Annotated in this window: 17 protein-coding genes; 9 read left to right on the top strand and 8 right to left on the bottom strand. The window is 71.6% G+C overall.

Annotation, left to right across the window (positions count from 1 at the left end):
* The first annotated feature begins 5 nt into the window (after positions 1 to 5).
* Complete coding sequence (locus AC5JJ1_RS28830) at positions 6 to 1,172, top strand: patatin-like phospholipase family protein (protein ID WP_495788563.1); 1,167 nt, start codon at positions 6 to 8, stop codon at positions 1,170 to 1,172.
* Here AC5JJ1_RS28830 and AC5JJ1_RS28825 read toward each other — a convergent pair.
* The 4 genes from AC5JJ1_RS28825 to AC5JJ1_RS28810 form a co-directional block, all read right to left on the bottom strand.
* On the bottom strand, positions 1,160 to 1,297 hold the full coding sequence (locus tag AC5JJ1_RS28825; RefSeq protein WP_495788562.1) for a hypothetical protein: 138 nt from the start codon (positions 1,295 to 1,297) through the stop codon (positions 1,160 to 1,162). The genes AC5JJ1_RS28830 and AC5JJ1_RS28825 overlap by 13 nt on opposite strands.
* Positions 1,298 to 1,872: 575 nt before the next feature.
* On the bottom strand, positions 1,873 to 2,700 hold the full coding sequence (locus AC5JJ1_RS28820; protein WP_495788561.1) for an aldo/keto reductase: 828 nt from the start codon (positions 2,698 to 2,700) through the stop codon (positions 1,873 to 1,875).
* Entirely contained in the window at positions 2,681 to 3,907 is a 1,227-nt protein-coding gene (locus tag AC5JJ1_RS28815) for an MFS transporter (RefSeq protein ID WP_495788560.1), read from the bottom strand. Before AC5JJ1_RS28815 ends, AC5JJ1_RS28820 begins: the two co-directional genes overlap by 20 nt.
* Positions 3,904 to 5,202: a family 1 glycosylhydrolase gene (locus AC5JJ1_RS28810; protein ID WP_495788559.1), complete on the bottom strand. Its 1,299-nt coding sequence runs from the start codon at positions 5,200 to 5,202 to the stop codon at positions 3,904 to 3,906. Before AC5JJ1_RS28810 ends, AC5JJ1_RS28815 begins: the two co-directional genes overlap by 4 nt.
* A gap of 177 nt (positions 5,203 to 5,379) precedes the next feature.
* On the opposite strand from AC5JJ1_RS28810, the gene hflX reads away from it, so the two are divergent.
* The 8 genes from hflX to AC5JJ1_RS28770 all read left to right on the top strand — a co-directional run bounded on the left by hflX (position 5,380) and on the right by AC5JJ1_RS28770 (position 12,753).
* Positions 5,380 to 6,684, top strand: coding sequence for a GTPase HflX (gene hflX, locus AC5JJ1_RS28805; RefSeq protein WP_495788558.1), 1,305 nt, complete (start codon positions 5,380 to 5,382; stop codon positions 6,682 to 6,684).
* Between the two features lie 71 nt (positions 6,685 to 6,755).
* Positions 6,756 to 7,175: a cupin domain-containing protein gene (locus tag AC5JJ1_RS28800; RefSeq protein ID WP_495788557.1), complete on the top strand. Its 420-nt coding sequence runs from the start codon at positions 6,756 to 6,758 to the stop codon at positions 7,173 to 7,175.
* 67 nt (positions 7,176 to 7,242) lie between these two features.
* Complete coding sequence (locus tag AC5JJ1_RS28795; RefSeq protein WP_495788556.1) at positions 7,243 to 8,157, top strand: dioxygenase family protein; 915 nt, start codon at positions 7,243 to 7,245, stop codon at positions 8,155 to 8,157.
* A gap of 31 nt (positions 8,158 to 8,188) precedes the next feature.
* On the top strand, positions 8,189 to 9,451 hold the full coding sequence (locus AC5JJ1_RS28790) for an amino acid ABC transporter substrate-binding protein (RefSeq protein ID WP_495788555.1): 1,263 nt from the start codon (positions 8,189 to 8,191) through the stop codon (positions 9,449 to 9,451).
* Between the two features lie 6 nt (positions 9,452 to 9,457).
* Complete coding sequence (locus AC5JJ1_RS28785) at positions 9,458 to 10,339, top strand: branched-chain amino acid ABC transporter permease (RefSeq protein ID WP_495788554.1); 882 nt, start codon at positions 9,458 to 9,460, stop codon at positions 10,337 to 10,339.
* Positions 10,336 to 11,319 carry a branched-chain amino acid ABC transporter permease gene (locus AC5JJ1_RS28780; RefSeq protein WP_495788553.1) on the top strand — a complete coding sequence of 328 codons (984 nt, stop codon included), beginning with the start codon at positions 10,336 to 10,338 and terminating at the stop codon, positions 11,317 to 11,319. Before AC5JJ1_RS28785 ends, AC5JJ1_RS28780 begins: the two co-directional genes overlap by 4 nt.
* On the top strand, positions 11,316 to 12,032 hold the full coding sequence (locus tag AC5JJ1_RS28775) for an ABC transporter ATP-binding protein (protein ID WP_495788552.1): 717 nt from the start codon (positions 11,316 to 11,318) through the stop codon (positions 12,030 to 12,032). The genes AC5JJ1_RS28780 and AC5JJ1_RS28775 overlap by 4 nt, the downstream gene beginning before the upstream one ends.
* Positions 12,019 to 12,753, top strand: a complete 735-nt coding sequence (locus AC5JJ1_RS28770; protein ID WP_495788551.1) for an ABC transporter ATP-binding protein — start codon at positions 12,019 to 12,021, stop codon at positions 12,751 to 12,753. Before AC5JJ1_RS28775 ends, AC5JJ1_RS28770 begins: the two co-directional genes overlap by 14 nt.
* A 1-nt stretch (position 12,754) precedes the next feature.
* On the opposite strand, the gene AC5JJ1_RS28765 is transcribed toward AC5JJ1_RS28770, so the two are convergent.
* From AC5JJ1_RS28765 to AC5JJ1_RS28750, 4 genes are all read right to left on the bottom strand, one after another.
* The gene (locus tag AC5JJ1_RS28765) at positions 12,755 to 13,168 is read right to left on the bottom strand and encodes a DUF2237 family protein (RefSeq protein WP_495788550.1); all 414 of its coding nucleotides are present in this window, start codon (positions 13,166 to 13,168) and stop codon (positions 12,755 to 12,757) included.
* Between the two features lie 107 nt (positions 13,169 to 13,275).
* Complete coding sequence (locus AC5JJ1_RS28760; RefSeq protein ID WP_495788549.1) at positions 13,276 to 15,477, bottom strand: DUF6311 domain-containing protein; 2,202 nt, start codon at positions 15,475 to 15,477, stop codon at positions 13,276 to 13,278.
* Positions 15,478 to 15,828: 351 nt separating this feature from the next.
* On the bottom strand, positions 15,829 to 17,424 hold the full coding sequence (locus AC5JJ1_RS28755) for a phosphoenolpyruvate carboxykinase (RefSeq protein ID WP_495788548.1): 1,596 nt from the start codon (positions 17,422 to 17,424) through the stop codon (positions 15,829 to 15,831).
* Between the two features lie 153 nt (positions 17,425 to 17,577).
* A complete protein-coding gene (locus AC5JJ1_RS28750) occupies positions 17,578 to 18,303 on the bottom strand; it encodes a HugZ family pyridoxamine 5'-phosphate oxidase (protein WP_495788547.1) in 726 nt (241 codons plus the stop codon).
* Between the last annotated feature and the right edge of the window lie 9 nt (positions 18,304 to 18,312).

Genomic DNA, 18,312 nt, shown 5'->3' with positions numbered 1-18,312 from the left:
CCGCCATGGACATGCATCATCCGAGCCCGGCGGCCGAGGCCGCCCCGGCCACCGCCCCGCGCCGTGCCCTCGTCCTCTCCGGCGGCATCGCCCTCGGCGCCTTCGAGGCCGGGGCCTATGCCGCCTATGACTCCATCGAGGGCGGGGCACCGCCCTGGGTGCTCGGCGCCTCGGTCGGGGCGCTGAACGCCGCGATCATCGTCGGCAACGCGCCGGGGCAGCGCGTCGCCGCGCTGCGCCGCTTCTGGGACAGGGCGGCGACGGAGCCGATGCCGGTCGCCGGCGCGCTCTTCGGCCCGCCGCCGGACGCCGGGCTCTGGCGCCGCGGCTACAACCAGCTGAGCGCGGCGCAGACGTTCTTCTTCGGCAACCCAGCACTCTTCCGGCCGCGGCTGCTGCCGGAATTCGGCCCCGCCGCCTCGCTCTACGAGCTGGGGCCGCTGATGCGGCTGCTGCCGGAATTCATCGATTTCGACCGGCTCAATGGCGGCGAGGTGCGCCTCACCATCACCGCGACGGATGTGGAGACGGGCGAGCGCATCGTCTTCGACACCGCCGAGGGCGCGCGGATCGGGCCGGAGCACCTGGCGGCCTCCTCGGCGCTGCTGCCCCTCTTCACGCCGGTGGAGGTCGAGGGACGGCTGCTGGCCGATGGCGGCATCTCGACCAACGCGCCGATCGACATCGTGCTGGATGCGCCGGGGGCCGGGCCGCTGCAATGCCTGGTGGTGGAGCTCTTCGCCCGCTCCGGCAGCCGCCCGGCCTCGCTGAGCGCGGCGATGGCGCGGGCCGGGGACCTCGCCTTCGGCAACCAGACGCGGCAGGCGCTGGAGAGCCGCATCCGCGAGTACCGCATGCGCGCCCTGATCGGCCGCCTCGCCGCCGAGCTGCCGCCGGAGCGGGAGCGCGAGGCGGAGCTGGCCGCGCTACTCGCCCATGCCGAGGCGATGGTGGTCTCGCTCAACTACCATGCGGCGGAGGACGAGGCGGGGGCGGGCAAGGCCTTCGACTTCTCCCGCGCCACCCTGGCCGACCGCTGGGCGGCGGGCGAGGGCGGCATGCGCGAGGCGTTGGCGCGCATCCGCCAGCCGGAGGCGGCCACCGTGCTCGCCCCTGGCCTGCTGCTGCATGAGGTGGAGGCGGTCTCCCGCCCCGCCGATCAGCCCCGGTAGCGGCTGCCGGCGGGCGGGAATTGCCGCTCCTGCGCCCGCCGGGCAAAGCCGTGGCATTCGCGGCAGGCGGCTTCGAGCCCGGGACGGTCGGCGATGGTGATCCGCCCGCTGCCACAGCGGATCATCCCGGCCTGCCGCGCCGGCGGCGACGGTGACGCCGGCGCGGCGCAGGCCGGGCATCATGGACAGGAGCTCGTGGGTGATCGGGAGGGTGTCGCCCTCGCTGCGGTCATGCGCCATCAGCAGCCAGCGGGCCAGGCGCCGCTCGATGCTGTGGCGGCCGTTGCAGGCCGCGGTCTAGGCGACCTGTCCCTGATGCGCCAGCACGAAGCGCAGCGCCGTGCTGGCCTCCAGCGCCTCCCGGAAATCCGTCGCGGCGAAGCGCCAGGCGGTGCCGGTGGATGGCGCCATCACCTCGCCTGGCCCGGCAGGCAGCGAGCAGCCGCTTCCGCGGCGCCGTCTCGGGCGCGTCGATGCAGGGCACGCCGGATGGACGTGGCGGCGACGGAACCCGTGCCAAGGGCGTAGCCTGTCGGGCTCACGCCAAGGAGGTTCCAGTCCCGCCTCGGGCCAGGAGGGAGGACGACCTCGGCAACCAACCGCTCCCCTACGCGCCGTCCGCGATGCGGGTGCCTTGCGGGTGGCCACCGACACGGGTGAAAACGCTCGGCAGCACGGTCAAGAAGGCACTATCCGGCGGTCAGGCGTTCCAGTCGGGTGCAATGCCGGGGTTCACCATGCGCCTGTCCTTCGGCAAGGCGGCGAGGGCCGCCCGGTCCTCGGCATCAAGGCGAAGGGACACAGCCTCCATGTTCTCCCGCTGCCGCGCCGGCGAGGCGGCCTTGGGGATGGCCGCCACGCCCTCCATGCCGAGCAGCCAGGCCAGTGCCACCTGCCCGGCCGTCGCGCCATGCCTCGCCGCGATGCGGGCGATCACCGGGTCCTGCAGCACCTCGCCCTTGGCGACGGGCGTATAGCTGGTCAGCACCATCCCCTGCTCGCGGCAATAGGCCAGCAGGCGGGACTGGTCGAGATAGACGTGGTGCTCGACCTGGAGGCAGGCGAGCGGGACGATGCCGAGCTCCACCGCCCGGCGCAGCAGGCCGAGGGGAAAATTCGCCACGCCGACGGCGTGCGCCAGCCCCTCCTCCCGCATCTGGGCGAGGGCCTGGAGTGCGTCCGGCAGGTCGAGCTCGGGGCTCGGCCAATGGATCAGCAGCAGGTCGACATGGGGCTGGCGCAGGCGCCCGAGGCTCGCCTCCGCCGCACGGCGGATCTCGGCGCCGCGGGGCTTGTCGTTCCAGACCTTGGTGGTGAGGTAGATTTGCTCGCGCGGCAGGCCGGAGGCGGCAAGTGCGGCGCCCACCGCCTCCTCGTTGCCGTACATCTCGGCGGTGTCGACATGGCGGTAGCCCATGCCGAGGGCGGATTCGACCGCCGCCTGGCACTCCGCCCCGCGCATCGGCCAAGTGCCGAAGCCGAGCGCCGGCATGCGGGTCAGCGCCGTCTCAAGCAGCGGAATGGTCATGGGCAAATCCCCTGTCGATGGCGAGAGGTCGGGTTTCCGGCATGGTGAGCCAGAACAGCGCCGCGCCCAACCCCGCGATCGCCGCCAGCCCCAGGAAGGCGGCGTCATAGCCGTAGCGTACGACGAACAGGCCGGAGAGCGCCCCGCTCACCACACCGCCCAGGCCATGGACGGTGCCGACCGCGCCCTGCGCCGCGGCGAAATGCCCGGTGCCGCGCGTCAGGTCGGCGATGACGACGGGGAAGAGCGCGCCGATCAGCCCGGCGCCGACGCCGTCCAGCAGCTGCACGCCGATCAGCCAGGCCGGATGGTCGAAGGCGGTGTAGAGCACCCCGCGCAGGGCCAGCGCCAGGAAGGCGGCGAGCAGCAGCGGCCGCCGCCCCCAGGCCTCGGCCCGGGCGCCGGCCAGCGCCGCCACCGGCACCATCACCGATTGCGCGGCGATGGCGCAGATAGCGGTCAGCGCCACGCCCATGCCGATATTCTGCAGGGCGAGCTTCTGCGCCACCAGCGCCAGCATGGAGCCGTTGGCCATGTGGAAGAGCGCGCCGGTCAGGGCGAAGGCGATCAGCGGCCGGCTGCCCACCAGCACCCGCCAGCCCTGGCGTGGGGCAAGCCTTGCGGCCCCGGGCAGCAGGCCACGCGCCACCGCATGGTCGATGCAGCGGGCGGGGATGGCGAGCGCGGCGGCGGCGCTGGCAAGGCCCGTCCCCGCCATCACCCAGAACAGCACCGGCATGCCGAGGAAGGGCGCCGTCGCCAGGATCAGCAGGTTCACCGCGCCGTTGCCGGCATGGAACAGCGCCTCGTTCCGGCAGGCGCGGCGGGCGAAGGCGGCGGGCCCGACGATGCCGAGGGAGATGGCGGCCAACGTCGGCGCGATGGAGGTGCCGGCCAGGCCGCCGATCACGCCCGCCAGCGCGACGGGCCAGAAATGCGGCGCCAGCGGGATGACGAGGCAGGAAGCCGTGACCACCAGCACGGCGCCGGCGATCAGGGCGCGCTTTGCCCGGATGGCGTCGACCATGAGGCCGATCGGCGTCTGCGCCAGCAGCCCGGCGAGGCCGCCGATGGACAGCGCCAGGCCGATCTCCCCGGCATCCCAATGATGCTCGGTCAGCAGGTAGACGCCGAGATAGGCCCCGAGCCCGTAGCGGACATCAGAGAGCAGGATGTTCAGGACATCGAGGGCCCGGGTGGGGCTCACCCGGTCTGGCGCAGCTCGGGATGCACGCGCTCCTCCCGTGTCCACCAGCCGGGCGCCTCCAGCAAGGGGTGGTTGATGCGGCCATGGCGGCCGAGGGCGGCGATGCCTTCCGCCACCAGCGTCGGGCGGGGGCGGCCGGGGGCGCGGATGTCGAAGGCGCCCGGCTCGTACAGCCCGCCGCGGCGGGCGAGCAGGCTGCACCAGTCGACGGCGCCGAACAGCGCCCAGGGCGTCACCGCATCGAAGGGGGCGCCCTCGCCCCGCAGCGTTCCGACCGCCGCCCAGCATTCGGCGAGCCAGCGAAGCTGCTCGTCCTCGGTGCAGCCGATATGCGCCTCGGTGACGGCGAGCGGCAGGCCGGGGTAGCGCTGCCAGGCGTCACGCAGCCGCGGCAGCCAGCCGGTGCTGCCGGGCTGCATCGGCACGCGCACGGCCTCGGTATCGGCATAGCGGTGACGGCCGTTGCCGCCATGCGTCGCCGCCGGGTAGAGGCCGAGCCGGTGGTCGAGGAAGCGCTCGCTGGTCACGTAGTAATTGAGGCCGAGCAGCATCGGCGCGGTGTCGCCCGTGGCCAGATCCTCCAGCAGTGCCTCGGGCACGCCGGCGGCGAGCAGGCGGCCATGCCAGGGATGGTCGTGCCCAACCCGGCCGCACAACAGGTCGATGCTGAGCCAGCGCCGGCTGTTCTCGTAGCGGGCCTGGTAGGCGAGCGGCGCGGTCGAGAAGGTCCAGCCGAGATCCTCGGTCTGCACCAGGCGGGCGCCGGGGACGGAGGCGCGGATGGCCCGCATCGCCAGCAGCACGCCGTGGCATTCATGGGCAAGGATGCGGAGGAAGCAGGCCTCGTCCGTGCCATGCGGGAACCAGTGGCCGTAGAGGCCGGAGAAGCGCGCCGTGGTCAACGGCTCGTTCACCGGCGTCCAGTCGGTGACCCAGGGATAGCGGCGGGCGACGCGGCCGGCGAAGTCGGCCAGCAGCGAGGGGAAGCGCGGGTCGTCGAGCCCGGTATAGGCCGGGCCGCTGCCGTGATGGACCAGGCCGAGGATCGGCTTGATGCCGAGGCGGCGGAGCTCCGCCAGCCGCTCGTCATGCCAGGCCCAGTCGCAGTTCAGCGGGCTGTCCGGCGCCACTCGCTCCCACGAGACGGTGTAGCGCAGGCGCTCGATGCCGAGTGCGGCGACCGCCTCGAGATCGGCGATCCGGTCATGATGCCCGGTTTCCCGGATCTGGTCGCGCCATCCGCAGGCGGAGCGGAGGACGCTGCATTCTAGGCCACCCCAAAGCGCCGGCCTCACGCGGGGCGCTCCTGTCCGATCCCATCCGCTGCCATGCATAGCCGCTCCAATCAGTAACTCATAAGCGCGGCTCGGCAAGATAGAGTTCCTAGCCAGGAAGCAGCGTTTTCGTGGGCCGTCCCGTCAACGCGCGACAGCGCAGCGCGTTACGCCCCGACCCATGCCGCGGACGGAACCATGAGCGACTCCCTGCATCCCACCGAAGCCGCGCCGATGCGGAGCGCGGTGATCCTGCCCCTGGCCGACGCCGCCGCGGGGGACCGCAGCGCCGAGGCGCGGCTGGCCGAGGCGGAGGAGCTGGCGCGTTCCATAGGATTGGATGTGCGCTTGCGTACCGCGCTGCCCCTGCGCCACCCGCGGCCGGCGACGCTGCTCGGCTCCGGCCAGGTGGCGAGCCTGGGCGAGCAGGTGCGTGCCGGGCAGATCGGCCTCGCCGTCGTCGACGCGGCGCTGAGCCCGGTGCAGCAGCGCAACCTCGAGCGGGAATGGGGCTGCAAGGTCATCGACCGCACCGGTCTCATCCTCGACATCTTCGGCGAGCGGGCGCGGACGCGGGAGGGCGCGCTGCAGGTGGAGCTGGCGCATCTGCAGTACCAGCGCAGCCGCCTGGTGCGGTCCTGGACCCATCTCGGCCGGCAGCGCGGCGGCTTCGGCTTCCTCGGCGGCCCCGGCGAGACGCAGATCGAGGCGGACCGGCGCATGATCGGCGAGCGCATCGCGCGCCTCCGTCACGAGCTGGAGGAGGTGCGCCGCACCCGCGGCCTGCACCGCGAGGCGCGGCGGCGCGTGCCCTTCCCCGTCGTCGCGCTGGTCGGCTACACCAATGCGGGCAAGTCGACGCTGTTCAACGCGCTGACCGGCGCCGGCGTACTGGCCGAGAACCAGCTCTTCGCCACGCTGGACCCGACGCTGCGGGGGGCGCAGCTGCCCTCCGGCCGGCGCGTCATCCTCTCCGACACGGTCGGCTTCATCTCCGAGCTACCGACGCAGCTCGTCGCCGCCTTCCGCGCAACGCTGGAGGAAGTTGCCGAGGCGGACCTCATCCTGCATGTGCGGGACGCCGCCCATCCCGACAGCCAGGCGCAGCGCGAGGATGTCATCGGCGTGCTCGACGGCATGGTGCGCGACGGCACGCTGCGCGAGGACTGGCAGCGCCGCAGCCTCGAGGTGCTGAACAAGGCCGACCTGCTGGGCGGTGTGGCCCAGGTGCCGGCGCGGCCGGGCAGCATCGCCATCTCGGCGCGCACGGGGGAGGGGCTGACCGACCTCTTCGCCGCCATCGACGCGCGGCTCTCCGAGGGGATGGTGACGGTCGGCTACGACATCCCCGCTTCGGACGGGGCGCAGCTCGCCTGGCTCTACGGCCATGGCGAGGTGATCGGACGGCAGGACAGCGACGATGCCATTCACGTGACCGTGCGCCTCGCCCCCGACGACCGCGCTCGGTTCGAGCGGCAGCAGCAGGCGGGGCTGGAGCGCTAGCGCCGAATATCCTTCTTGCCGCGGCACCGTCCGGGTGTAGCCTTCGGCCCAGATAACGGAGGAGAAGGTCCATGGACGGTTCCGTCGCGGGCGCTGCGCGTCCGGAGATCAAGCTCACCGTGGCGAAGAAGGAGGACCAGCCCTTCGTGAAGGGCCGGCGCAAATTCTTCCGCTACCGCGACCTCGGCGTGCAGGCGGCGACCGGCGGCAAGCTTCGGGCGCAGGTGATGGAAGCGATCACCGGCATGACCGAGCCGACCGGCTGGCACACCCATGAGTGCGAGGCGCAGTTCATCTACATCCTGAAGGGCTGGGTGGAGCTGGAATTCGAGGACGGCACGCGCACCCGCTCCGGCGTCGGCGATGCGATCCTCATCCCCGGCGGGATGAAGCACAACGAGATCGCCACCTCCGACGACGTGGAGATCCTCGAGCTCTCCATCCCCGGCGACATGGCGACCCGGGCCTGCGACCCTCCCCAAGGGGGCTGATGCCGAGGATTGACCGCCGCCGGGCGGAACGAGCATCCTCGCCGCACAGCAGAGGGAGGAAGCCGCCATGGCCGATCTCGACCGCGAGAGCGTGACCCGCGAGGCGCTGGCCCAGATGGCGGCGACGCCGGACCCCAGGCTGCGGGAGATCATGGAGGCGGCGACCCGTCACCTCCATGCCTTCGCGCGGGAGGTGAACCTCAAGCCGGATGAGTGGCTCGCCGGCATCGCCTTCCTCACCGCGGTCGGCCAGGCCTGCACGCCCTACCGCCAGGAGTTCATCCTGCTCTCCGACGTGCTCGGCCTCTCACGCCTCGTCAACCTCATGCACGATGCCGAGGGGCGCGAGGCGGCAGGGACGGAGACCAGCCTGCTCGGCCCCTTCTTCCGCGAGCAGGCGCCGGAATTCGCGCTCGGCGAGAGCATCGCCGTGCACGACACGGGGGGGACGGAGATCGTCATCTTCGGCCAGGTGACGGATGCCGAGGGCCGGCCGCTGCCAGGCGCCGGAATCGATGTCTGGCAGACCAATGCCGAGGGGCTCTACGACCTGCAGGCGCGCGACGCCACGGTGATGGACATGCGCGGCCGCTTCCGCGCCGATGCCGAGGGGCGCTTCCACCTCCGGACGGTGAAGCCGATCGGCTACAGCATCCCGATGGACGGGCCGGTCGGGCAGTTCGTGCACCGGCAGAACCGCCACGGGATGCGGCCGGCGCATATCCACATCCTCGTCAGCGCGTCCGGCCACCGCGAGCTGGTGACGGCGCTCTATTTCGGCGACGACCCGAATATCGACAGCGACACGGTCTTCGGCGTCTCTGACTCGCTGGTGGTGCGGGAGGCGATGGGCCTGCCCGGCGCGCCGCGCGCGGACCTGCCGGCAGTGCATTACGATTTCCGCCTCTCGCGCCTCGGCGCCGGTGACGGCGGCGGAAGGGTTGGTTCTGATCCATCACGGCTGATGCCGGCGGCGGAATAGCCGCGGCGGGGTTTCGGGGAGGACAACACGAATGACCAGGATGACGCGGCGGGAGCTCGGCCGGCTTGCGGCCGGGGCGACCGTGCTGGCGGCGGCGCCGGGCCTTTCCTTCGCCCAAGGGTCCAACCCGATCCGGATCGGCTATTCCATGTCGCTCTCCGGCGGCCTGGCGCCGAATGGGCGTTCCTCCCTGCTCGCGCACAAGATCTGGCAGGAGGATGTGAATGCCCGCGGCGGCATCCTCGGCCGGCCCGTCGAGCTGGTCTTCTACGACGACCAGAGCAACCCGGCCAATGTGCCCGGCCTCTACACGAAGCTGCTCGATGTCGACAAGGTCGACATGGTCACCTCCTCCTATGCGACGGTGATGATCGCGCCCTCCATGCCGGTCGTGATGCAGCGCAACATGTGCTACGTCACACTCTTCGGCGCGGGCGTGAATGAGGCGTTCCAGTACAATCGCTACTTCAGCATGAACGTCACCGGCGACGACATCCGCGCCACCTACGCGAGGGGCTTCCTCGACGTCGCGGCCAAGCTGCCGACGCCGCCGCGGACCATCGCCATCCTCGCCGTCGACAACGAATTCGCCCAGAAGGCGGCGGAGAGCGCACGCTACCTCTCGAAGCAGCGCGGGTTGCGGATCGTCTATGACCGGTCCTACCCGCCGACGACCGTCGACTTCACCCCCACCCTGCGATCCATCCAGGCGGCGCGGCCAGACCTGATCTTCATCGGCTCCTACCCGCCGGATTCCAACGGCATCCTGCGCGCGGCCAGCGAGTTGCGTGTCACCGCGCAGATGTTCGGCGGCGGCATGATCGGGCCGCAGATCGCCGCCGTGCAGGCGCAGCTCGGCCCCATCCTGAACAACCTGGTGACCTGGGACGTCTACGCGCCGGAGCCGACGATGGACTTCCCCGGCGTCCGCGCCTTCCAGGAGAAGTACCGGGCGCGCGCCGTGCAGGAGCAGGTGGATGTGCTGGGCAACTACCTCCAGCCCTATGCCTATGCGCAGATGCAGGTGGTGGAGCAGGCGGTGGGCCGCGTCGGCAAGGTCGACCAAGCGGCGCTGGCCGCCGACATGCACGGCAATGTCTTCAGGACCGTCGTCGGCGACATCAAGTTCGGCGCCAGCGGCGAATGGGCGGAGCCGCGCAACCTGCTGGTGCAGTTCCAGGGCATCACCGACGGCGACCTCGAGAAGTACAAGCGTCCGGGCACCAAGGTCATCCTCTTCCCAGAGAACCTGAAATCCGGCGAGCTGCGCATCCCCTACGGCGCCCCGGCCTGACCGCGCATGGACGCCGACCTCGTCCTGCTGCTGAACGGCGTCGTCTCCGGCCTGCTGCTGGGCGGGCTCTACGCCGCAGCGGCGGCGGGGCTCGCGGTCTCCTTCGGGATGCTCGATATCGTCAACATCGCGCATCCGGCGCTGATGGTCGCGGGCGGCTTCCTCGTCGTGCTGGTCGGCACCGCGCTCGGGCTCGACCCGCTGCTGGCGGCGGTGCTGCTGGCGGTGCCCTTCTATGTCCTCGGCGTCGCCATTTACACCTTCTATCACCACTTTTTCGAGCGACGCGGGGATGAGGCGCTGCAGGGCCTCGCCTTCTTCTTCGGCGTGATGTTCATCATCGAGGTCGGGCTGGTGATGGCCTTCGGGCCGGAGCAGCGCTTCCTCGACCCGCCCTATGCCTTCGTCACCTGGCGGCTCGGCGAGATCGATATTCCGCTCCGGATGCTGGCGCCGGCGTTGCTGGCGATGGCGGCGATCGGGGCGCTGTGGCTCTTCCTCCGGCGGAGCTTCACCGGGCTCGCCATCTCCGCCGTCGCGCAGGATGCCGAGGCGCTCCGGCTGATGGCCGTCGATCCGGTGCGGATCAAGCGGCTGGCCTTCGGCCTGTCCGTCGCACTGGCGGCCATCGCCGGGGGTGCCCTGGTCGTGGTGCAGCCGGTGGAGCCCTCATCGGGCCAGGTCTTTATCGGCCGGGTCTTCGCCGTCTGCATCATGGGCGGCATGGGCAGCCTGCCGGGCTGCATCCTGGCCGCCTTCGTCTTCGGCGTTGTCGAGAATGTGACGGCGAGCTTCTATGGGCCGTCCTGGTCGCCGGCGGTCGCCTTCGGCTGGCTGCTGGTGGTGCTGGCGGTGCGGCCGCAAGGCCTGTTCGGGAAGCTGGCATGAGCGGCGCCTCGCTTCCCCTCGCGCCGGCGCCGGCGATCGCGGCGGTCGGCCGGCGGCACCTGCCCTTCTGGCTCGGCGCGATGGCCGTCGCCGTGGTGCTGTTCGCGGCACTTCGGGCCATCGGCAACGACTACGGCTACTTCGCCGGCTACTTCATCCTCCAGTACGTCGTGCTGGCGACGGCGTGGAACATCCTCGGCGGCTATGCGGGCTACGTGAATTTCGGCGCGGCCGGCTTCATGGCGGCCGGCGCCTATACGGCGATCGCGTTGCGCAAGGCGACGGGGCTCGACCTGCTGCCGGGCATCGCGGCGGCGGCGGCGGTCGGGGCGCTGCTCGGGCTAGGGACGGGATACCTGACGCTCAGGCTGCGCGGGGTCTATTTCTCCATCGCCACGCTCTGCCTCGCCGTCGTGCTGCAGACGCTAGTGGTAAACTGGGACTATGTCGGCGGCTCGCGCGGCGCCTATATCGTCCGCCCGCGGGAGGTGGCGCCCTTTACCAGCTATGGCGAGTACCTGTTCCTCGTCATGCTGGTGCTGGCGGTGCTGGCGGTCGGCATCGCGCGCACGGTGGAGGTGACGCGTCTCGGGCGCGGCCTCCAGGCCATCCGCGACAACGAGCGCGCGGCGGAGGCGGTGGGCGTGCCGACCCTTCGCCTCAAGCTGGTCGCCACCGCGCTCTGCGGCGCGCTGATGGCCGTCGCCGGCGCGCCGCTGCCCTATTACAGCGGCTACCTCAACCCGGAGGGCGCCTTCAGCCTGGCCTATGCGGTGAACGCCATCGCCATGCCGCTGATCGGCGGGGCGGGCACCTGGGCCGGGCCGGTGATCGGCGCGGTGCTGCTCGGCAGCCTGCAGCAGGCGGCGACGGTGACGATCTCCTCCGCGCTCAACCTCTTCATCGTCGGCTGGATGCTGGTGATCTTCGTCGCCGTGGCACCGCGCGGCATCCTCGGCTGGTTCAAGAAGCGCCGATGAGCGAGGTGCTGCTCAAGGCCGATGGCGTCGGCAAGCGCTTCGGCGGCTTCACCGCGCTGCAGGCGGTCGACCTTGAATTGCGCACGGGCGAGCGGCTGGGGTTGATCGGGCCGAACGGCTCCGGCAAGTCCACCTTCGTCAACTGCATCTCGGGCGACTTCGCGGCCCATGACGGCCGGGTGAGCCTGGGCGGGCGCGCGCTGGACGGGCTGAAGCCGCATCGGCGGGCGCGGCTGGGCCTCGCGCGGACCTTCCAACTGCCGCAGCCCTTCGGCAGCCTCTCCGTGCTCGAGAATGTCCGGGTGCCGGTGCTCTTCGCCGGGCAGGCGGGCTCGGCGACCGCGCGGGCGATGCAGTGCCTGGAGCAGGTGGAGATGGCCGGCAAGGCGGAATGCCTGCCGAAGGAGCTCACCCAGGTGGAGCTGCGGCGGCTGGAGCTGGCGCGGGCCATCGCGCTCGAGCCGAAGCTGCTGATCGCGGACGAGGCGATGGCCGGCCTCTCCAATGCAGAGGTGGACCAGATCCTCGCCTTGCTGTTCCGGCTGAACGCCGCCGGCACCGCCATCATCATGATCGAGCACATCATGCGGGCGGTGACGGCCTTCGCCGAACGTCTGGTCGTCTTCGTCGCCGGCCGCAAGATCGCCGATGGCGTGCCGCGCGAGGTGCTGGCGCTCGGCGAGGTGGAGGACGCCTATCTTGGCCGGCAATAGCCTCGAGGTCGTGGGCATCGATGCCGGCTATGGGGCGGTGCGGGTGCTCCAGGGCGTCTCGCTCAGCGTGCCGGCGGGGCAGACGGTGGTGCTGCTCGGCACCAACGGCAATGGCAAGACGACGCTGATGCGCAGCATCATGGGCCAGATCCGCGCCACGGCCGGCCGCATCCGCGCCAGCATCGAGGGGCGGGAGACCGAGCTGGTCGGCCTGTCGCCGGAGCAGGTGGTGGAGCTCGGCATCGTGCTGGTGCCGGAGGGGCGGCGGCTGTTCCCCCGCCTCAGCGTCGAGCAGAACCTGCGGCTCGGCGCCTACCGGGCGACCGCGCGGGCGGCGATCGCCGAGAACATGGCGCTCTGCTACGACCTCTTCCCCCGCCTCGCCGAGCGCCGGGCGCAACTGGTCGGCAGCATGAGCGGGGGCGAGCAGCAGATGGTGGCGCTCGGCCGGGCGCTGATGTCGGCGCCGCGCATCCTGCTGGTGGACGAGCCCTCGGTCGGCCTCGCGCCGATCATGGTGGCGCGGACGATGGAGATGATCGCGGAGATGAAGGCGCGGCTCGGCCTAACCGTGCTGATGGCGGAGCAGAATTTCCACCAGGCGGTGCGCTTCGCCGACCGGGGCTATGTCATCGTCCACGGCCATATCGAATTCGAGGCCGAATCCACCGCTGCGCTGCACGACAACGACCTGGTGCGGCAGGTCTATCTCGGGCTTTAGGCTAGCCCGGGAGCGCGTGCGCCTTCAGGTCGTCCAGCGCGCAGATCTCGAGCGTCGCCACATGCGTCGCCTCCAGCAGCACGCGGGGCGCGGCGCCGGCCTGCCGAGCCTGCTCCCAGCGCGCGGCGCAGAGGCACCAGCGGTCGCCCGGCTTCAGCCCGGGGAAGCCGTATTGCGGCACCGGCGTCGAGAGGTCGTTGCCGCAGGTGCGGGAGAAGGCGAGGAATTCCTGCGTCACCTCCACGCAGACGGTGTGCAGGCCGCGATCATCCGGCCCGGTATTGCAGCAGCCGTCACGGTAGAAGCCGGTGAGCGGCGCGACGGAGCAGGGCAGCAGCGCGCCGCCCAGCACATTGGTCGAGGGCGGCTGGCCCTTGGGTGGCCAGCGCCCCGGTCCCATTCCCCCATCCGGCATCGGCAAGCCTCCATGTAACGCGGGCGGTCAGCACCCGGCCGTGGCGCCGGGCAGGGGAAATCTGCGCCGGATCGCCGGGCGCGGTCCACAGGCTTGGCCAGGGCCCATCAGCGCGGCTCCAGCCTGACGGCTTCGAGGCCGAGGACGCGCTGGCGCTCGTCGATCGAGGCCCCGCCGCCCTGCGCCAGCAGGACGCGAAGGGCGAGCAGCCCGTCCTCCCAATCCTCCGGCGGCACGGCGAGGGTGATGCTGTTGCCCGCGGTGCCGGCCTGGCGCGCGAGTTCACGTCCCTTCGCCTTGACGATCACTGTCTGCCCGGACGCCGCCAGGCCATGCAGGCGCAGGGTCAGGCTTGCCGCCCCCTCCCAATTCGGCGGCATGGGCAGGACCAGCTCGGCCTCGGGTGCCGTGAGGCGGACGCCCCAGCGCTCCGGCATGGACCAGCCCGGGCCCAGCAGCCTGCTGCCGCCCTCGCCGGTGGCGAAGCGCAGCTCGGCCCCCGGCTGCAAGGGCGCGGGAGCGGCTGGCGGGGCCTCGGTGAAGCCGGCGATCAGGCCAGGGTCTCCGCAGGCCAGGCCCATCTCGAAGCCGCGGCAGGAGGCGCTGGCGGCCGCGCGCAGCAGCAGGCTGTCCGGCCATTGGCCCGCGAAGAAAACATGCAGCCTGTCGCGGTCCGCCAGCCCCGCCAGCGCATCCCGGTGCGCGGCCTCGCAGTTCCGCCCGTCGGTCAGCCGCGTGACCGGCCCTCCCTCGACGCGCAGCCCCGCCCGCATCGCCGCCATGGCGAATTGGGACAGGTCCAGCGGCCATTTGCCGGGGCGCGTGCAGGCCAGCGGCGGATGCAGCATCACCGTCCGGCCCTCCAGCCCGGGATGCCGCAGCGGGGACGGGTCGAAATCCGCCGGCATGGGCTCGCGGAACGTTGCGCGCAGCATGCGGTCCAGCTGCGCCATGTCGCCTGCCTGCAGGAGGACCAGGCCCGCCAGCACGGCGCCCATGGCGCGGCGGTGCCGTGCCCGCGCCAGCACCGCCAGCGCCAGGACCGGGAGCAGATAGGCCAGCGGCCAGAGGAACCGGCCGGAAGCCCGCAACTGGTTCACCAGGCCGTCCAGGCTGCGCGGCAGGGGGATGACCGGCAGCGGATGGCCGCCGATGAGGATGCGGTTGCTCAGCGCGAAGAGAAGGCAGCCGAACAGCACCAGGCCGAGCGGCAGGGCCGCCCGCCAGAGGCCGGGCGGTGCCTGCACCCCATGGCGGGCCAGATGCAGCGCCGCGGCAGGCAGCAGCAGCAGGATGCCGATGCCGAGATAGTTGAAGCCCTCATACTGGCCCCCGGTGGCGTCGATGATGCCATTGACCAAGGGTCCCGCCGGCAGCGTGCCGAACAGGCCGGACAGCTGCGGCACGGCGGGGCTCAGCAGGTTCATCGAGAAGAAGCCGAAGCCGGTCGGGGTCCCGTTCTCCGTCTGGTAGCCCAGCAGCCAGGCCGCGAGGACGGAACTCGCCAGGAAGCCAGCGAAGCCGACGCCGCCGCGCAGGACGGAGCCCGCGGCAGGCCGCCGCGCCGCATCGGCGAGGAGGCCGCCCAGCGCCACGCCCGCCACCATGGCCCAGAGATAGGCGTGCAGCCCGATCACCAGGAAGCCGAGCGCCGCGAAGCCGGCCATCACCGCCAGGGAGACCCCGCGCCGCACAGCCTGCACGGCCAGCGCCAGGGCCAGCAGCAGCGTCCAGTGCGAGGCCAGCGCCAGGTGGTGCATGTGCAGGCGCATGATCCAGGCCGGCACGAAGGAGGCGAAGGCGATGCCCGCCAGCAGCACCTCCCACCGCCGGATCCCCGCCGCCCGCAGCAGGGCCAGGGCCGCGACCGGCTGCAGCACGAAGCCGAGCATGATGCAGAGCCCCATCGGCGCGACCCGGTCTGCCGAGAGGCCGAGCGCCTTCAGCAGCACCACCAGCCAGGGCATGCTGTCGGTATAGACGATGGGCAAGGGAGCTCCCGCCGAGAGCAGGGCCGTCGCCGTGAGCGGGAGGCGCCAGCCGTCGCGCAGCAGCGCCTCGGCGCCGATGACGGCCATCGCCATGTCGCCGGGCGGCCGCTGCCAGAAGGCGTCGCCGGCCGCGACAAGGCCGGGCCGCAGGAGCAGGGCGAAGTGCGCCAGCCCGAACAGCCCCGCCAGGACGGCCTGCAGCCAGGCCGGTGACCGGTCGGCGCGGGCCGCTGCCGGGCGTCGCCCGGCGCCATCGGCCGGGGCGAAGGAATGTCGGCCGCCGGCGCTCGCCTCGGTCGCATGTCCTGGCTGGGGCAATGGCCTCGCGCTCCTCATCTGCCACCGCGGTTAAAGCGCCCGGGATGGCAGTGCGGCAAGACGCGGTCTGGCGAGGAACGGGTTCCTACCGAAGCTCTGGAGCGGTCTCCATCCGCCTCGGCTCACGGAAGCCGCCCCAAGCTATCGTTTGTCGAGCAAACACCTCCGATCGGATGATGCCGTCCGATCGGAGGCTGCTCCAGGCCGGAGAGGGCCCGCGCCGCGGACGGCACCGATCACGGGGACCAGGAGCGGGAAGCACGCCCGCGAGCGATGGTGGAGGCCCCGGTGCGGGCCGCCACCATCATGCAGGGCGCCGGCGCCGCGGCCTTCGCCGCGGCGCCCGGTTCCTCAGGCGGCCGCGCGGATGGCGGCGGCGAGCACCGCCTCGCTGACATCGCCCGAGAAGCTCTCGAAATTCTTCTCGAAGCGCGCGACCAGCTCCTGCGCCGTGCGGTCATAGGCGGCCTTGTCGGCCCAGGACTCGCGCGGGTTCAGCACCTCGGCGGGAATGCCAGGGACGGATTTCGGGATCTGCAGGCCAAAGAAGGGGTCGGTGACGTATTCCACCTCGGCCAGCGAGCCGTCGAGCGCCGCGCGCAGCAGGGCGCGGGTGTGCTGGATCGACATGCGCTTGCCGATGCCATAGGCGCCGCCGGACCAGCCGGTATTCACCAGCCAGCAGCTCGCGCCATGGCGCTTGATGAGTTCTTCCAGCAGCTTGCCGTAAACTTCCGGGTGCCGCGGCAGGAAGGGCGCGCCGAAGCAGGTGGAGAAGGTCGCCTGCGGCTCGCGGCCCAGCCCCTTCTCGGTGCCCGCGACGCGCGCCGTGTAGCCGGAGAGGAAGTGGTACATCGCCTGCGCTGCCGAGAGCTTCGAGATCGGCGGCAGCACGCCGAAGGCATCCGCCGTCAGCATGACGACGTTCTTCGGCACGCCCGCGCGTCCCGCCTTCACCGTGTTCGGGATGAAGTCGAGCGGGTAGCAGGAGCGGGTGTTCTCGGTCAGCGAGCCGTCATTGAGGTCGAGCCGGCCGCGCTCGTCGCCGACGACATTCTCGAGCACCGCGCCGAAGCGGTGCGAGGCGTCCCAGATCTGCGGCTCCGCCTCGCGCGAGAGGCGGATGACCTTGGCGTAGCAGCCGCCCTCGAAATTGAAGACGCCCGTATCCGACCAGCCATGCTCGTCATCGCCGATCAGGCTGCGCTCCGGGTCGCTGCTCAGCGTGGTCTTGCCGGTGCCGGAGAGGCCGAAGAACAGCGCCGTGTCGCCGCCCTTGCCGAGATTGGCGCTGCAATGCATCGGCAGCACGCCCTTCTCGGGCAGCAGCCAGTTCATGACGGTGAAGATCGACTTCTTGATCTCGCCGGCATAGGAGGTGCCGGCGATCAGGATGGTCTTCGCCGCAAAGGAAAGGGCGATGCAGGTGCCCGTGCGGCAACCGTCCTCGGCCGGGTTTGCCTCGTATTCCGGCGCGTGCAGGATGGTGAAGTCGGGCGTGAAGCCGTCCAGCTCCTCCCGTTCCGGGCGGATGAACATGTTGCGGGCGAAGAGGGCGTGCCAGGCATTGGTCGTCACCAGCCGCACCTTAATGCGGTGCGCCGGGTCGGCGCCGGCATAGAGATCCTCGGTGAAGAGCTCCGGCCGGGCGCCGAGCCAGTTGCGGACCTTGGCGGCGAGCCCGCGGAACTTCTCGGGCGCCATCGGCTGGTTGATCTTGCCCCACCAGATCTGGTCATGCACCTCGGGGTCGTCGACGACGAACTTGTCCTGGACGGAGCGGCCGGTATGCACGCCGGTCACCGCCATGAAGGCGCCCTCGGCCGAAAGCCGGCCCTCGCCCCGCCGCAGCGCATGAGCATAGAGGCCGGCGGCAGTGAGGTTGGCATGGACGGTCGTGGCGCTGGCCACGCCGGTCCCGGCAAGGGCGGTCTCGGGCGCTGACATGCAGTGTCTTCTCCGGTTCGTTCAGGGCGGCAGCACCCCAACCCGGTGGGGCGAGGCGCCTTCGCGGGACGTGCAGCCCACGCATACTGGCTTAAATTAAGGCGCGATCACGGCCGGGGTCAACGCGGGAGACCACACATTGCCGCCAGATCATCAACCTTGGCGTGAGCGGCCATCCCGTGCTGCCCGCACCAGTTCGGCCCGCACCCCGCCCGGATCGGCGACCGGCGCGCTGAAGGGCAGGCGCCGCACCGCCTCCCCGGCGGCGAGGTCGGCGCCGTCGACATCGACGGTGACCATGCGCCAGTCGCCCGGGGCGCCGCCGAGCAGGCCCGTGGCGATGGCGGCGACGGCGTCGGCATGGTCGGCATTGACATGGCCGATGATGTCCTCCGCCGCCGCCTCGATCGCCGCCACCGCCTCGGCCGCCGGCATGAGGTCGCCGAGGCGGATGCGGTGGGCGCGGGCGAAGCCGCCGACCAGCAGGGCCCCGCCCGGCCGGATGCGCCAGAGGGCGAAGTCGCCGAAATCGGCATACATCGCCGCATAGGGGTGCTTCGCCAGCCAGCGCGCCTTCAGCGCGGGCAGCTCGGCCTCCGGCACCGGCTCGGCGAGGCCGGTCAGCGTCACCCGGGGCGCGGTCTGCGGGTTCACGCTCTCGGGCGTGCCGCTGACCAGCAGGGCGCAGCGCGGCTCCGCCCGCAGCTGACGGGTATGCTCGGAGAGGGAGGAGAGCAGCAGCAGCGGCGCCCCATCCGGCGCCGTCCCCGGCGTCACCAGGCTGGCGAAGGGCTGGCCCTCCGCCGCCGTCGCCAGGGTTGCCGCCGCCGCGGCGCGGAGCAGGCAGCGGGCCTCGAAGCCCAGGTTTTCGGTCCCCATCACGCGATC

Source organism: Belnapia sp. (assembly GCF_059504005.1).
The sequence above is the reverse complement of the archived record's forward strand: the minus strand, read 5'-3'. Positions and strand labels throughout refer to the sequence as shown.